Origin of the sequence: Actinomadura sp. 3N407 (assembly GCF_052245875.1) — a bacterium.
Taxonomy (GTDB): domain Bacteria; phylum Actinomycetota; class Actinomycetes; order Streptosporangiales; family Streptosporangiaceae; genus Spirillospora.
In genome coordinates this window covers 89,313-104,187 of the sequence record NZ_JBQQBP010000013.1, presented here as the reverse complement: position 1 = coordinate 104,187, position 14,875 = coordinate 89,313, and the positions used below count along the sequence as shown (strand labels likewise).

The 14,875-nt window shown below is 69.2% G+C and carries 13 protein-coding genes and 1 pseudogene; 3 read left to right on the top strand and 11 right to left on the bottom strand.

Annotated elements, in window-relative coordinates:
- Nucleotides 1-5 precede the first annotated feature (5 nt).
- From ACTWPP_RS29560 to ACTWPP_RS29545, 4 genes and pseudogenes are all read right to left on the bottom strand, one after another.
- Nucleotides 6-1,583, bottom strand: coding sequence for a CocE/NonD family hydrolase (locus ACTWPP_RS29560; protein WP_443107642.1), 1,578 nt, complete (start codon nt 1,581-1,583; stop codon nt 6-8).
- Nucleotides 1,584-1,722: 139 nt separating this feature from the next.
- Nucleotides 1,723-2,154 (bottom strand): cupin domain-containing protein, encoded by a 432-nt coding sequence (locus ACTWPP_RS29555; RefSeq protein ID WP_443107641.1) that lies wholly within the window; start codon nt 2,152-2,154, stop codon nt 1,723-1,725.
- Between the two features lie 57 nt (nt 2,155-2,211).
- Entirely contained in the window at nt 2,212-3,954 is a 1,743-nt protein-coding gene (locus ACTWPP_RS29550) for a sensor histidine kinase (protein WP_443107640.1), read from the bottom strand.
- 222 nt (nt 3,955-4,176) lie between these two features.
- Nucleotides 4,177-4,374, bottom strand: a pseudogene (locus ACTWPP_RS29545) (DUF6506 family protein); the annotation flags it as partial.
- A 239-nt stretch (nt 4,375-4,613) separates the two neighbouring features.
- Here ACTWPP_RS29545 and ACTWPP_RS29540 point away from each other — a divergent pair.
- Entirely contained in the window at nt 4,614-5,012 is a 399-nt protein-coding gene (locus ACTWPP_RS29540; RefSeq protein ID WP_443107639.1) for a hypothetical protein, read from the top strand.
- A 231-nt stretch (nt 5,013-5,243) separates the two neighbouring features.
- On the opposite strand, the gene ACTWPP_RS29535 is transcribed toward ACTWPP_RS29540, so the two are convergent.
- Genes ACTWPP_RS29535 through ACTWPP_RS29510 form a run of 6 tightly spaced genes read right to left on the bottom strand, consistent with a single transcriptional unit; the run spans nt 5,244 to nt 12,270 of the window.
- Nucleotides 5,244-6,956 carry a CocE/NonD family hydrolase gene (locus ACTWPP_RS29535; protein WP_443107638.1) on the bottom strand — a complete coding sequence of 571 codons (1,713 nt, stop codon included), beginning with the start codon at nt 6,954-6,956 and terminating at the stop codon, nt 5,244-5,246.
- Nucleotides 6,957-6,995: 39 nt separating this feature from the next.
- Nucleotides 6,996-7,820, bottom strand: a complete 825-nt coding sequence (locus ACTWPP_RS29530) for an ATP-binding cassette domain-containing protein (protein ID WP_443107637.1) — start codon at nt 7,818-7,820, stop codon at nt 6,996-6,998.
- Entirely contained in the window at nt 7,817-8,815 is a 999-nt protein-coding gene (locus tag ACTWPP_RS29525; RefSeq protein WP_443107636.1) for an ABC transporter ATP-binding protein, read from the bottom strand. Before ACTWPP_RS29525 ends, ACTWPP_RS29530 begins: the two co-directional genes overlap by 4 nt.
- Nucleotides 8,812-9,681, bottom strand: a complete 870-nt coding sequence (locus ACTWPP_RS29520) for an ABC transporter permease (protein ID WP_443107635.1) — start codon at nt 9,679-9,681, stop codon at nt 8,812-8,814. The genes ACTWPP_RS29525 and ACTWPP_RS29520 overlap by 4 nt, the downstream gene beginning before the upstream one ends.
- Nucleotides 9,678-10,637: an ABC transporter permease gene (locus ACTWPP_RS29515; RefSeq protein ID WP_443107634.1), complete on the bottom strand. Its 960-nt coding sequence runs from the start codon at nt 10,635-10,637 to the stop codon at nt 9,678-9,680. The genes ACTWPP_RS29520 and ACTWPP_RS29515 overlap by 4 nt, the downstream gene beginning before the upstream one ends.
- A 16-nt stretch (nt 10,638-10,653) precedes the next feature.
- Nucleotides 10,654-12,270, bottom strand: coding sequence for an ABC transporter substrate-binding protein (locus tag ACTWPP_RS29510; RefSeq protein WP_443107633.1), 1,617 nt, complete (start codon nt 12,268-12,270; stop codon nt 10,654-10,656).
- Here ACTWPP_RS29510 and ACTWPP_RS29505 point away from each other — a divergent pair.
- Entirely contained in the window at nt 12,269-12,442 is a 174-nt protein-coding gene (locus ACTWPP_RS29505) for a hypothetical protein (protein ID WP_443107632.1), read from the top strand. The two genes, ACTWPP_RS29510 and ACTWPP_RS29505, sit on opposite strands and share 2 nt — an antisense overlap.
- Nucleotides 12,443-12,495: 53 nt before the next feature.
- Here ACTWPP_RS29505 and ACTWPP_RS29500 read toward each other — a convergent pair whose 3' ends face one another.
- Nucleotides 12,496-14,166: a CocE/NonD family hydrolase gene (locus tag ACTWPP_RS29500; protein ID WP_443107631.1), complete on the bottom strand. Its 1,671-nt coding sequence runs from the start codon at nt 14,164-14,166 to the stop codon at nt 12,496-12,498.
- Between the two features lie 88 nt (nt 14,167-14,254).
- Here ACTWPP_RS29500 and ACTWPP_RS29495 point away from each other — a divergent pair, with 88 nt between their 5' ends.
- On the top strand, nt 14,255-14,872 hold the full coding sequence (locus ACTWPP_RS29495) for a TetR/AcrR family transcriptional regulator (RefSeq protein ID WP_443107630.1): 618 nt from the start codon (nt 14,255-14,257) through the stop codon (nt 14,870-14,872).
- Nucleotides 14,873-14,875 lie beyond the last annotated feature (3 nt).

Genomic DNA, 14,875 nt, shown 5'->3' with positions numbered 1-14,875 from the left:
TCCGGCTACTCGGCCTGTACGGGAACTTCGAGGTAGGTGTCGTGGCCCGCCCCGAGGTGCACGGTGCATGTCCCGCGCGGGCTCTTCTCGTAGTAGGCGGGAAATTGCCCGGTGAACGGGTTCCGGGCGTGGAACCACCGGCCCTGAATCTCCAGTTCGAGGTCTTCACCGGCCTTGAACAGGGTCGCGGAAGGCAACAGCTCGATCTCCAGCTGAACGATCTGGCCGGGCTGGAGCGGTTCTGCGACGTCGTCGCGCGGTCGTCCGTCGGCGTCGAGAATGTGGTGGGACGCCTTGCGCATCCCGCTTGTCACCAGGGAGCCGCGGAAACCGTAGGCGGACTCGAAGGCGACAGGCCGGCCGCCGTGGAGCTTGCGGACGCCGGCGAAGACATTGACGTCGCCGCCGCCCTCGACCTCGACGGCGAGCCGGAGCCGCATCGGACCGATGATCTCGGTGTCCGTCTGGAACCGGTGGCGGTGGACGAGACTTCCGCGGCGGGTGCGGAAGGACGACGTGGCGGGGGACGAGCCGGGCTGCTCGCTGAAGCCGCCGTCCCGCTGCAGATGCCATCGCTGCCACGTGGTGCCGTCCGGTGGCCAGTGCTGCTCGCGCCGGACCGATGTCACCGTGTCGGCGTCCTCGCGCACCTCCAGCCGGACCGGAGGCAACGCATCCTGGCCGTTCTCCTCGCCCTTGAGGAAATGATCGAAGAACCGGCTCTGTTCGGCGAGAGCGTCGTCGCCGTAGAAGGCCGACCACTTCGGAGCACGGTGGGTGTACAGCCACTTCTGGCGTGAGGCGATCCGCCGGAACCCCTCGAACGAGCCGCGGGTGTGCAGGCCGTGGTCGGAGAAGCTGGCGCAGACCAGGGCCGGGACGTCGATCTTCTCGATCTCGCGGTCACGCTCCGCCCACCAGTCGTCGTACAGCGGCCTGGCGATCTGCTGCTGCCTCAGGTCGACGGAGCTGTCGGGCCGATTGCGGGCGGTGCCCTTGGTCCACACGATCATCATGCCGTTCTCGCGGACCCCGCCCGGTCTGGCGAGATCCCGGTAGAAGTCGGTGAAGCCCTCCCAGGGGCAGATCGCGGCCAGATGCGGTGGGCGCGTCGCGGCTGCGGCCCACTGGGAGAGCGCCAGGTAGGAAACGCCGTTGAGGCCGACCCGCCCGGTGGACCAGGGCTGGGCGGCGACCCACTCGATCAGGTCGTGGTAGTCCTCGCCCTCGTCGGCGCCGAGCAGCGTTCCGGTGCCCTCTGATGTTCCCCATCCGCGCAGGTCGGCGTTGACCACGGCGTAGCCGCGCGGCACCCAGTAGCCCGGGTCCGGCGCCTCCCAGCCGGTCCACGCCGAGAAGGAGATCGGCTGTGACTGCGGCAGGATCCGCAGGTTGGGGAATGCCCGGTACCCTCGGCGGGTCGGCTTGGGCCGGTAGTGCTTCCCGTACGGATGTGCGGACATGATGACGGGAGATGCGCGGTTGCCGGGCGGCCGGTAGACGTTGACCCGCAAGATGGTGCCGTCACGGACCGGTACGGGAACGTCGTATTCGACGTTCACTCCTTCCGGCGGCGGCGTCACCGTGACATTCGGATGGATGGCGTTGCGGACGCGACCCACTGCTCGCCTCAGTGGACCCGGAGTCATCGCTGGGCTCATCTCGGCTGCCCTTTCATGCTGTCGTGCCTCGATGACGCAACGGTCGACGAAGCCCTGGCCATCAGATCCAGACTTCGTCGATCGAGACCGCGCGGATCTCTTCCTCCGCGGGCAGACGTTCCGGCCCCCGCCACTCACGACCGGCTCTGCCGTCGGTCGGATAGTGCACGCAGAACGCCTCCACGTCCTCGCGGATGTCGAAGACACCGCGCACACCGGCCGGCATATAGAGCGACTCTCCGACTCCCGCCGTCTTGACTTCGCCTCCCACGCGTACCGTCAGACTTCCCCTGGTCACGACGGCGATCTCGTCGTACGCCCACAGGAAGTCGAACCGCACTCCTTTGCGGAAGCGGATATAGGCCAACCCGAGGTTGGAACCCTCCTCTTCATCCGCGATGTAGCCGACATACGCCTGATGGTCGCCGACCTGAATCCAATCGGGCACGTCTTGGACGCTGAGTTTCTGGATCGCGGTGGGTTCGAAGACCATGGTGGTGCCCCCTGCTTTCGCTGAGTCAGCCCGCATGGGCTGGTGACTACTCATTCCCTACGTTGGCAGTCGACCAGCTGCGCGCACAGTGACCGCTGCATCGTTGGCCGTGCAGTTTGCACTTCCACGTGGTGCCGTCGGCGGCACCGGGGCGGCATCGATGGTGAGCGACGCGATGAGGGTGAACGTGTCGTGATCGGTGACGGCTGTGAGACGTCCACCGAGGGCTTCGGTCCGCGCGCGGAGGTTGGCCAGGCCGGCGCGCGGGCGGTGGTCTGTCTGCGGGTGCGGGCGGTCCGCGCCGTCATTGGTGATCCGGACCCGTACTTCCCCCTCGGCAGCCGTGATCTCGAACGTGCAGATCTCTGGCCTGGCGTGCCGGATGATGTTGGTCGCCGCTTCGCGGACGATGATCCCCGTCAGGTTGTCCACGTCGCGAGGGAGCCGGTCGGCGTCGTACCTGACGGTGACGGAGGCACCACCGGCTTCGAGGATGGCGCGTGCGGCGGAGAGTTCGTCGCGGCAGGTGACGTTGTCCAGTGCGGTGGTGAATGTGCGGAGTTCGGCGAGCGCTTGGTCGGCGCTGCGCTGCACCTGGGTGAGGTGGTCGCGAGCCTCGGCCGGAGCGGCCTCCCCGGTCCGGAGGGCGAGCTCGATCTTGAGCTTGATGACGGACAGATGGAAGCCGAGCAGGTCGTGGATGTCACGAGCGAGCCGGAGCCGCTCGGTGATGACGGCGACTCGAGTCAGTTCGTCGCGTGTGGCGTGGAGACGACGGGTGATCTCGGGCAGGTTGTGCAGCGCGTAGATGATGGCGGCCCAGTACGGAACGCCCATCGCCATGTAAGCCCCGCCCCAGACCCCTTCTTCCTGCTGGTCGTATGCGAAGCAGGCGACGGCGGTCACCGCGAGCGCCGCCCACGACCACGGTGCCCGCACCCGGATGAGCACGGTTCCGCTGGCGAGTAGCAGGAAGATCGAGATTGCGCGCCCGGTGAAGGAGGTTAGCAGCGCGGCGCCGACGAGCAGGCCGACCTGGGCCGCCAGGGCGATCGGCCACCAGCGAGGCACCCCGCCGCCCACCCGGGGGAAGCACAGATAGAGCTGCAGTACCACCGCCGCGAGGACGACGGCGATCCCCACGGCCGCGTGTTCGGGAACGCGCCAATTCCAGAACAGGTTGACGAGGGAGGTGGCGAGGAAGTTGGCCACGATCAGCAGATGCGCCCACCTGGCGAACCGAAGCTCGACGCCGACGGGTGGCTGTCGCGTGGGCGTCGAGCCGACCAGGCCCAGTTTGCGGTGGATGTCGGCGATCGCCCGGGCATCGGTGGCCGCCTGGTGGGCGAGCCCACCCAGGAGGGTCAGGCGGCGATGGTCGAGCGTGGGCGACGCGAGCGCTTCGCGGGTCTGTCTGATGAGGGTCGACAGCCGGGCGCCGACGTCGGCGCGGAGACGGTCGGCCGCACGCAACCGCTCTGCCTCGACCTCGATGTCGGCCAGGCGCTGCCCGTCCTCATGCGTCTGCTGCACAAGATGAGCCAGCCGGACGACCGCGAAGATCGCGAATCCGTTGGCCACGTTGACGAACATGACATACGCAAATATCAGGGGTGACGGGTGGAAGTACCCGGCGAGTGCGGCGTCAGCGACGGCGACTATCGCGAACGGCACCCAGGAGGCGCGCCGTGGCGCTGTCAGCAGGATGCTCGCACACAGCACCGTGCCGGCCAGGGCCCAGCCCTGGCCGACCACCAGGTAGGGCGTGAACACCGCCGCCGCCTGGATGCCCAGCAGCAACGCCACGTTCCCGCGCCGCATGATGACCAGCACCAGGGTGGTGGCCAGAACGACGATCGTCGCGACACAGAACGCGGCCAGGCCGGCAGACCATTTCGCGTGAAAATCAAGCGCTTGCAGGTGATAGAGAGTCCGGGTCGCGAACAGCAGGAAGACGACTCCGGACGCGACCAGCCCGGCGAACCGCGGTTGCAGTATCACCACGTGTCCCCCGCTCCGGGCTCAGCGCTGATTCCGGCTGGGCCGCCGTCGCACCGCGCCGGCGTGAGGCGACCGCCGTGGCCACGCCTGCCACCCACGACTCACTATAGGCAGGTCGACGGCCTCCACCACCCACGTGGCGTCCTGCATCGCGAAGCCCCCGCACAGCTCGATGAGCTCCACTCCCGCCTCGGCCAACTCGACCCCCGTGGTCACCGCGGTGGACTCATCGGCCTGCCCATCCCGCTCATGCTCACCTGGGCCCTGTCCTGGAACTGGATCGCGGCGGCCCGACGTGCTCCTGGGCCCTCTGCCGCGACGGCGGCTTCGCCGGCGGCGCCCTGCTCGCCGGAATCATCGCCGACCCCTGTTGCCGATGCGAGGGTTCTCAGGACGGTCCGCTTCGTTGGAACACGAAGGAACTGGGAATCGGCCCGAGAACGAAGGAAGGAACGCCATTGCTTCGCAGGATCTTGTCGGTGGGCGTCATCGGCGCGGCAGCTGTTCTCCTCTCCGCATCTCCGGCGTTGGCCGGGACGAACGTCCCCCCGACCTACAGCACGGACAACCTGGGCGCGGGCGGCAAGTTCACCCACAAGGGTGATGTGTTCGAGATCTGCGATCTCAGGCTGGACGGCAGGCGGGCCAAGATGTCCCTCTGGTCCGCGAGTAAGCCGAACCAGGGCGGCGATGTGCGCTCCCATGGATGGCTGGAGGACACGACCGCCAACGGCAAGTGCGTGACGAAGACCGTCGACATCACCGAGGGACGCTACGTGTTCTTCAAGATCTCCACGTACAACGTCTCCGAGGACAAGTACTACGGCACCAAGATGAGCCCCGACGGACGGGCCTAGGCGGACCAGGGTGATCGGGCCCGCAACGGCCCGGTCACCTTTCCCTCCCCGGCTACCGGTCCGTCCGCCGTGTCATCCGCATGCACGGCGGCCATGAGAGCACCCTGCGGCTGCCGCCGCCTGGGACGCCCGCTCCAACACCGGTCTGGCCGGTGTGGAACAGCACCGGCACACTAGATCCTGCGAGCGCGACGGGCCGTCCAGGAGCCGATGCCATGGTTGTGCATGGTTCTATCCCTTCTCGTGGGCACGGGCGGCAGTGCCGCTTGCGTTTCCGTCTTTGTTGCGCGCCCGCCGGAGCTGGTCGGGCTGCCACCGGCCGATGCGCAGGCAGGAGGGCTGGGAGCCGCCCAGCGTGATGCGCCGGGTGGCCGGCTCGCCGGGTGTGGCGCTCCACGGGTCGGCCCCGGCGGGGGTGTCGATGACGAACTCGGGGAAGTCGCTGCTCGTGACGTCGAGCGCGAGACGGTGCCCGGCGCGCAGCCGGTAGGCGATGTTCTGCAGGTCCACGACGGCCTCGTCGTCGGCCAGCGGCACGTCGAGCCGTATCTGTCCCCTGGCGATGAGGAAGGCGCCGCCGTCGGGCGCCACGTCCAACAGGCGGGCGTGCACGTTCGCGCCCGCGGGTGCCGACAGGCGCAGCAGCAGCGTCACCGCTCCGAGGAGTTCGAGGCCGGCGTCGGTGGCGGGTCCGGTGAAGCGGAGCACGTCCGGGCGCCGCCCGATGGGGCCGAGGTCCGACCGGTCGAAAAGCGCGGCGAACGGGTTCGCGCCCGGTGAGGGGACCGGATCGGACGGGTTGTGGACCCACTGCACCACGCCGGTCTCCGGTACCGTGTCGCGCGTCAGGCCGGCGGAAGGCGCCGGGGACAGGTGGTACTCCACGTCGGACGCCTGGCGGGGCGGCCAGACCTCGCTCTCGCGCCATTCGCCATGGCAGACCTCGTAGCGGACGCGGGGCAGCGCCGTCAGGTCGCCCGATCGGCCGAGGACGGCGTCGAAGAACTCGATCGCCGGGTCGAGGTATCCGGGCAGCATCCGCTCCAGGGCGGCCCGATCGGCGGCGTGATCGTTGTGCGAGGCGATGGGGGCGTCGACCAGCCGGTAGTTCTCGTGGTCGATGGCCTCCAGTCGGAGGTAGAGGCAGGCCGCCCAGCCCGGGGCACGCGACAGGGCGCGGACGTCGTGCCAAGACCAGACGGCGCAGTTGTCGAACCACCCGATCGTGTACAGGGCCGGGATGGGAGGACTTTCCAGCAGTGCCTTCAACGGGGGCGGGACGAATCGGGCCTCGCCGTCGAACTCGTCGTCGAAGTTGGCAGAGCGTTTCCCGATCTGCTCGAAGAAGTCCTCGAACGTCGCCCGCAGCGGACGGCGGTTCCAGTCGGGCTCCCATTCGTACCGGTCCGCGTCGACGTAGTGGGAGGCGAAGTAGGCCTTGCGGCTCGTCTGCTCGACGTCCCGTGTGCCGTCGCCGTACTCCAGCACCGTCGACAGCTGGGAGCCGGTGACGCGCGGCGCAATCGCCCTGAGGGCGGGGTGGCCGCCGATCGCCGCGGCGATGGCGGTGTAGCCGTAATAGGAATCGCCCCACATGACGACGCCGTCGCACCACGGCTGCTCGGTGATCCACTGGATGGTGTCGTATCCGTCGTCGACCTCGTGGACGGCGAACTCGGTGGCTCCCTCCGACCGGTACTTACCCCGGACGTCCTGGACGACGACGTTGTATCCCCTGGCCAAGAAGTAACGGCCGATCTGGGGCATGAAGCAGTAGACGCCGTCCTTATCGTATGGAAGGCGTACCAATACGACGGCCGCTGGCCGCGGCGGGTCGGTGAGATAGAGGTCGGCCGCCAGCCGGACACCGTCCCGCATCGAGATCATGACCTGTTCGGCGTCCTCGGGCACGGCGGCAGGCCCTACCCGCTTGATGTTCAGCACGTGGTGTCTCCGGGATACGAGGGATTGCTGGTGAGCGGCTTAGGACCGGTCGAGCGCGCGCCGGTCCCGGGCCACCCGGTCAAGGTCCCAGCCGGGTGAAGGGATCGAGTCGAGCAGCAGCTGGGTGTAGGGGTGTGCGGGGTTGCGCAGGATCTGCTCGGTCTCGCCGCGCTCGACGATGCGGCCGTACCGCATCACGATCGCCGTCTCGGTGATGTGACGGACGACCGCCAGGTCGTGGCTGACGAACACGTAGGAGATGCCGGTGTCCCGGCGCAGTTCGTCGAGCAGGACGAGGATCTGGGCCTGGATGGAAACGTCCAGCGCGGCGACCGCCTCGTCCAGCACCAGGACGCGCGGCTGGATGCCGAGCGCGCGGGCGATCGCGGCTCGCTGCCGCTGCCCGCCCGACAGGTCGCGCGGCAGTGCCCGTCCGGCGCGGCCGCTCAGCCCGACCTGGTCCAGGAGTTCCTCGACGCGGGCCCGGTGCTCCTTGGCGGAGCCCGGCGCGTGCAGCTTCAGCGGCTCGGCGATGGACTGGGAGATGGTCTGGCGAGGGTCGAAGGAGCCATAGGGATCCTGGAAGATCATCTGAAGCCGGCGGGCCTGCCGGCGCCGCGCGCGGCGCGAACGCCCGTCCACGATCTCGCCGTCGAGCGTGATGGTCCCGGATGTCGGCTCATCGAGCCCGGCGAGGATGCGGGCCGCGGTGGTCTTGCCGGATCCCGACTCACCGACGATCCCGAGCGATGCACCGGGCATCAGGTCAAAGCTCACATCGTCGACGGCGGTGACGTTTGCGAACCTCTTCACCAGCGACGACACGCGCAGAACCGGTTCTTCGGGCATGGCGTCACCCGTCATGGCGTCACCTGTTCCGGACGGATGCACGTGACGAGCGAGGCCCCGTGCGTGCGGAGAGGCGGTACGCCGGCGGCGCATTCCTCGTCGGCCAGCGGGCACCGGTCGCGGAACGAGCAGCCGCTCGGCGCCTCGGCGAGCGACTTCGGGCGGCCCTCGATGGCCTTGATCGCGACCTTGTCGCCGTGCACGGACGGGCCGGCCTCCAGCAGCGCCTTCGTGTACGGGTGGGCGGGCGCGGTGAACAGCGCGGAACCGGGGGCTTGCTCCACGATGCGGCCGGCGTACATGACGTAGACGCGGTCGCAGATCGCGGCGGCGAGGTCGAGGTCGTGTGTCACGAAGAGGATTCCGGTGCGGTGGGCCTGCTGCATGGTCTTCAGCAGGCCGATCACCTCGGCCTGGGTGGTGACGTCGAGGGCGGTGGTGGGCTCGTCGGCCAGCAGCAGCTCCGGTTCCGTGGACAGCGCTCCGGCGATCACGACCCGCTGCAGCATGCCGCCGGAGAATTCGTGCGGGTAACGCCGCAGCGCACCCTCGGGGTTCCGGATGCCGACCTGGTCGAGCAGGTCCAGCGCCTGGCCGGTGGCGACGCGCGCGGGAACACCGCGGGCCCGCAGTCCTTCGGTGAGGTAGTCGCCGATGCGGCGCACCGGATTGAGCGACGCCCACGGATCCTGGAAGATCATCGATGCCCGGGTGCGCCGCAGGTCGCGCAGCCGCTTGCGTCCGGCGGCGAGCACGTCGAGGTCCGAGACCGTGACCTGACCGGTGGTGTGCGCGCCGCGGGGCAGCATGCCCAGGGCGGCCCGGGCCGTCAGCGTCTTGCCCGAGCCGGATTCGCCGACCAGGCCGACGGTCTCCCCTCGTTCGACCCGGACGGTGACGTCGGCGAGGAGGGGGATCGCGTTCTCGTCCCTGCCGATGGTGAGGCTCAGCCGGGAGACGCCGAGGGCGCTCCGCCGGGCGGTGGCCTCCTTCTTCGCGAGCACCGTCATGTCCCCTCACTCTGCTTCTTGCCGATGGAATGCCCGATGTGCTCCCCCAGCACGTTGACGCTCACGACGGTCAGGAGAATCGCGATGCCGGGGATCAGCGCGCTCCATGGAGATCCCTGGAGGATGGCGCTCTGCGCCTGGCTGAGCATCGATCCCCAGTCCGCGTCGGGCGGCCGTACGCCCAGCCCCAGGTAGGACAGGGACGCCAGGTCCACCAGCGCGTATGCGAAGGAGAGCGCGCCCTGCGCGATGAGGGCCGGCAGCACATTGGGCAGGAGATGGCGGACCGTCACCCAGAGCTCGCCGAATCCCATGACGCGGTAGCCGTCGATGTACGGGCGTGTGCCCTCCTGCAAAGCCATGCTGCGGACGACACGCCCGATGAAGGGTGTGTAGGCGACGGCCAGAGCGCAGATGGGGGCGGTGAGCCCCGGCCCGAAGACCGCCACGACGAGCATCGCCAGCAGCAGGCTGGGGAAGGAGAACACGATGTCCATGGCGCGCGAGATGACCGCGTCGACCCAGCCGCCCGCGCGGGCGGCGAGGAGACCGAGCGCGGTCCCGAACAGCCCGGACAGCAGCACCACGCCGAGAGGTGCGAGCAGCGAGAGCCGGGCGCCGTACATGAGCCGCGACAGCACGTCCCGTCCGGCGGAGTCGGTCCCGAGCAGGTGGCCCTCCGAGCCGGGGGGCGCGAGCGAGTCCAGCAGGCTGGTGGCGGCCGGCGAGTGCGGGGCCAGCACCGGGGCCAGCACGGCCGTGGCGATGACGACGAACAGGAACCCGATCGCGAGGGAGAGGCCGAGCGGTCTGCGCCGCCGCCTCCGAACGCTCTTCGCCCGGAGCGCGGGGATGGTCAGGGTCATCGGCCGAGCCCTCCGATCGTCACCCGTGGGTCGATGAACGGCATCGCGAGGTCCACCAGCGTGTTGACGACGACGAACAGGACGACCGCGATGAGGGCGATGCCCTGCACGACGGGGAAGTCCCGCCGCGACACGGAGCTGACCAGCAGGGATCCGACGCCGTCCAGGCCGAACGCGGTCTCGACGATGGCGGTGCCGACGAACAGGCTCGCGCACAGCAGGCCGATGAGGGTGAGTATCGGCCCGGCCGCGTTGCGCACCACGTGCCGGCGGATCACCGCGGCGCCGGAGACCCCGCGGCTGCGCGCCACCTCCACGTGCTCGCGGCGCAGCTCCTCGACGAACGCCGCGTTGCCGACGCGGGCCAGGATCCCGTAGGCGGCGGTCGCCATCGCGATCGCGGGCAGTGTCAGGTGGTACAGCCGGTCGGCGAAGCCGGAGCCCGCCCCCGTGGCGGGGAACCAGCCGAGGCCGACCGAGAACACCGACAGCAGCACGATGGCCGCCACGAACGGGGGCGTCGCGGTGGTGAGGGCCGCCGAGACGGTCGCGACCCGGTTGACCAGGCCGCCCTTGATCGCCGACACCAGCGCCACCGCCGTCCCGACCACGATCGTCAGGACCGCCGAATAAAGGATCAGCAGACCGGACACACCGAGCCGGCTCGTGATGAGCGAGGTGACGCCGGTCTGGTAGTTCAGCGACGTCCCGAGGTCGAGGCGGAGCGCGTCGCCGATCCACGCGAGGTAGCCCTTCACGAAGCTCCGGTCCAGCCCGTAGCTGTGGCGCAGCGCCTCGATCTGCTCGGGGGTGAGTCGGCGCCCTGCGGTCACGGCCAGGACCGGGTCCCCGGGGACCAGCCGCAGGGCGCCGTAGATGACGATCGATGCGAGCAGAACGGTCAGGAGCGCGCCGGCGGCGCGTTTGCCGATCCAGATCGCGAGCGTGCGGGTCATCGAACTCGCCGCCGGATCACTTGCCGCCGAGGGTGATGGCCCATGGCGTGTAGAGGTAGTACTGGCGCGGGACCAGACCGGTCAGCTTCGGCCCGTAGTAGACGCTGACGTACTGCGAGACAAGGGGGATGTTCGGCAGTTCCTTCGCCATGATGGCCTGTGCCTTGGTCACCTGGCGGGCGCGCTCAGCGGGGTCCTCGGTGCCCAGTGCGGTGGCGGCGGCGGTGTCGTACGCCTCGTTGTCGTATCCGGCGAAGTTGTAGAAGTGGCCGGTCGTGAAGTACTGGTAGTACTCGAGCGGCTCGGGGAAGTCGAGGTAACCGGTCGACAGGAACAGGTCCACGCCCTTGCGCGCCTCCGCCGACGCGAACATCGCGCCGTACTGCTCGCCGGTGAGCGGCTTCAGTTCGATCTGCATGCCGATCTGGTTGGCGGTGTCGGCGACCGCGGTGGCGATCCTGGTCTCCTCTTCGATCGCCGTCGTGTAGGCCAGGACGATCTTCTCTTTGGCCTTGGCGGATCCGCTGACGAGCTTCTTGGCCTTCTCCAGGTCCTGGACCGGCTCGGGCAGCTTCTGGTACTCCTGCTTGTAGACCTTCCCGGCGTAACCCCATGTCGCCGGCGGGGTCAGGGCCCGCAGCGGCTCTGCCGTGCCCTGGTAGACCGATTTGGTGATGCCCTCGTAGGGGGTCAGCGCCTTGAGCGCCTGCCGGGTGGCCGGGTCGGACAGCGCGCCCTTCTGGTCGATCACCGAGATGAACGTGGTGGCCAGGCTCTCCCCGTACAGCAGGTTCCCCTTGTCGACGAGCTGCTTGTGGGCGGAGCGCGGGACGATGTACTGGCCGTCCACGTCGCCGCTCGCCATGGCCGCGGTCTGCGCGGACGGGTCGGTGATGAACGTGAAACGCAGGTTCTTCACCTTGGGCTTGACCGAGGCGTTCCACCAGGCGTCGTTGCGCGTCAGGGTGATGTTCTGCCCCTGGGACCAGCCGGCGAACTTGTAGGGGCCGGTGCACATCACGCCGCCCCCGGCGGTCCCGAAGCTCTTGCCGGCCTTTTCGGCGAACTCCTTCTGCACGACGGCGAAGGCGGGTGTGGCGAAGAAGTTGGGGACGAGGACGTCGGGCTTCTTCAGCTTGATGGTGATCTCGTGGTCACCGGTGGCCTTCATGCCGTCCAGGTTCTGCGCCCAGCCGAGCCACGACGAGCCCAGCTTGGGGTCGAGGATGCGGTTGACGCTGTACATGACGTCCTCGGGTGTGACCGGATCACCGTTCCAGAACCTGGCGCCCTCCCGTAGACGGATCACGTACGTGAGCGGATCCGGGTGGTCGAGGGAGGTGGCCAGTGCGGGTTCGCGCTGGTAGCCCGGGCCGAAGGCGAACAGGCTTTCGCACATGTTGGCGACGACCGTGCTGATGGACTCGAGGGCGGACTGGGCCGGGTCCAGCGTGGGCGGCTCGCCGGTGGCGAGGTTCCAGGTGACGGTGCCGACTCCCGTGGCCGCGGCCGGGACGGACGTGGTGATCTCCGGGGCGTCCGCGTTCGTGGCGGAGTCTCCACCGCCGCAGGCGGTGAGTGTGCAGGAACCGGCGATGGCCGCGGCGAGTGCGGCCAGACGAGGACGTGTCATGAGCGGACCCTTCGAGGGCTGGGGCGAGCCGGGGTGGTCTGCGCCGCCGGATCTCGAAGATGCGGATCCGCCGGGCGGCGCGATCGGGCGTGAGGTGGTCTACCTGCCGCCCGCGCTGCGGGTGAGCCGACCTGGTGTCCAGGTGGTGTCCACCAGGGTCGTCGCTCGGTAATTGATTGTCAATACTGCAAAACAAAGGGGAGGGGTGAGGATCTGCGGCGAACCTCAGCCCGGTCCTGGGAGCACCCGCAGCTCCAGCCGGCAGGCCGGGGCCGGGCCGGTCCGCAGCGTCTGGCGGCTGTCACGGCGCCGCTCAGCCGTCCACGGGTTCTCCCCGGTGCCCGGGTTGGGGGCGAACTCGGGATAGTCGCTGCTTGCGATGTGCAGTCGGAGCCGATGGCCGCGCCGCAGGCGATAGCCCGTGTGCGTCATCTCGACGCGCACCGGCTCCTTCGCGTCCGGCTCGGTGAGCACGCCCTGGCCACGGCTGATCATGTGACAGCCGCCGTCGGGCGCGACGTCGAAGAGCTTGGCGTAGACATCCGTCGTGGGGGCCGTCGACTCCATCCGCAGGAAGAGATCAACGGGGCCGGCGATGTCCAGGTCGTCCCGGGACGCGGCCGTGTCGAATCTGAGCACGTCGTCCCGGTCCGCCGCGTGCCGCTCGTCGGGGTAGGCGAGCAGGAAGGCGAAGGAGTTCTCCACCGCCGAGGGAACCAGGTCCCGGGGGTCGTGGATCCAGCTGACCGACTGCTCGCGCGCCGGTGGATCGGGCGCGAGCCGGCCCGTCCCCGCCCCCTCGGCGGCGGTGAGATCGACCAAGTACAGCGGGTGCGGGACCGACTCCTCAGGTGGCCAGCATCCGGACTCTCGCCACCCGGCGTGACCGAGATGCCATCGCACTCGCGGGACGGTCTCGGCCGGGGCGGTCCGCGCGAGGAAGACGTCGAAGAACTCCATGGCCGGATCGAGGTAGCGGTCGAGCATGCGGCTCAACGCGGTGTCATCGACGTCATGGTCGTCGTGCTCCTGGATCGGGACGAGCGACAGGTGGTAGTTCTCGTGGTCGATGGAGTCCGCGTAGAGGTACTGCGTGGAGGCGTGATCGGGGCGGCTCATGAGCGCCTGGTAGTCGCGCATCGAATGCAGGAGCGCGTTGTCGTGCCAGCCGATGACGTGCAGTGTCGGGACCGGGCGGGCGTCGAACGGATGCCCGTCGGGGAAGACCGTGACCGGCTTCGCCTCGGGGATCAGCCGGTCGTACCAGGCGGCACGCCGTCCCAGTGCCTTGAACGCGTCCTCGAAGACCTCCGTCAGCGGCGTGCGATGCCAGTCGAACTCCGGTTCGTGGAGCCGGGGTCCGCTCCAGCATTCGGCGAGGTAGGCGGCGAAACCGCACCAGGGCGGGTCGGCGACGGAGCCTGGGGTCGCCGGGGTGTGCACGGGGATCTCCACGGCGGTGACGCGCGGGACGATGGCGCGCAGCGCGGGATGGGAGGTGCTGGCGGCGGCCCACTGCGTGAAGCCGTAGTAGGAGTCGCCGAACATGCCGACGCGGCCGTCCGACCACGGCTGCCGGGTGATCCACTCGATGGTGTCGTAGCCGTCCCACGCCTCGCCGACCAGGCCCAGCGCCTCGCCCTCGGACCGGAACTTGCCGCGGACGTCCTGGACCACCAGGGCGTAACCGCGAGCCACGAGGCGGCGGGCGACCGCCTCCATGAACACATACCTGCTGTTCTTGTCGTAGGGCAGGCGGACCAGGACGGCGGGCCGGGCGGCGGCGCCGCCGGGCCGGTAGACGTCCGTGGCCAGCCTGACGCCGTCGCGCATGGGGACCATGTGCGAGTCGGCCCAGTCGGGGACGGGTTGCGGCGTTATCGAGACCGGCGACATCCTCGAACTCCTTCGAACGGACCATGGCGCTACGCTGGGAACGCCGTTGATAGTCAGTATTGGAAAACTATGAGGCAGAGGGGGACGGGTGGGCAGGCCGAGTCTCGCCGCGGAACGGCGCAAGCAGGTCCTGAAGGCGGCCGCTCAGTCAGTGGCCAGATACGGCCTGGCCGGGAGCACTCAGGAGCGCATCGCGACCGCGGCCGGGATGAGCCGCTCGCACATCCGGCACTACGTCGGCAACCGGGACCAGCTCATCGACGCTCTGTGGGACCACGTCATCACCCCGTACTTCGACTCGATGCACGCCGCCCTGGCCGACCGCGCGCCGGACGCGCGGCTGCCCGCGCTCGTGGACTACCTCTTCGGGCCCCAGATGGCGCGCAACGAGGACGATCTCGTCATCGAGTCGCTCATCACCGGGGCGATGCACGACGTCCGGCTCCGCGGGCGGATCTACGAGAGCTACAGCCGGCTGGAACGCGAGATCGCGGAGACGATCCGCGCCGCGATCCCCGGCTGCGGCTCGGCCGAGAGCCTGCAGCACGCCTACGCCTTCATCTGCATGGCGTTCGGCCACTCCACCCTGGCGCCGCTGCCGTTCCCCGGTTCTCGCCAAGCGGGCATGAAGGCCATCGCCGTGCAGATGCTCGCGGCGCTCGAAGCCGACCATGGGGCTGTTCCCCGCGGCTCCGCGGCCGGGTGAGCG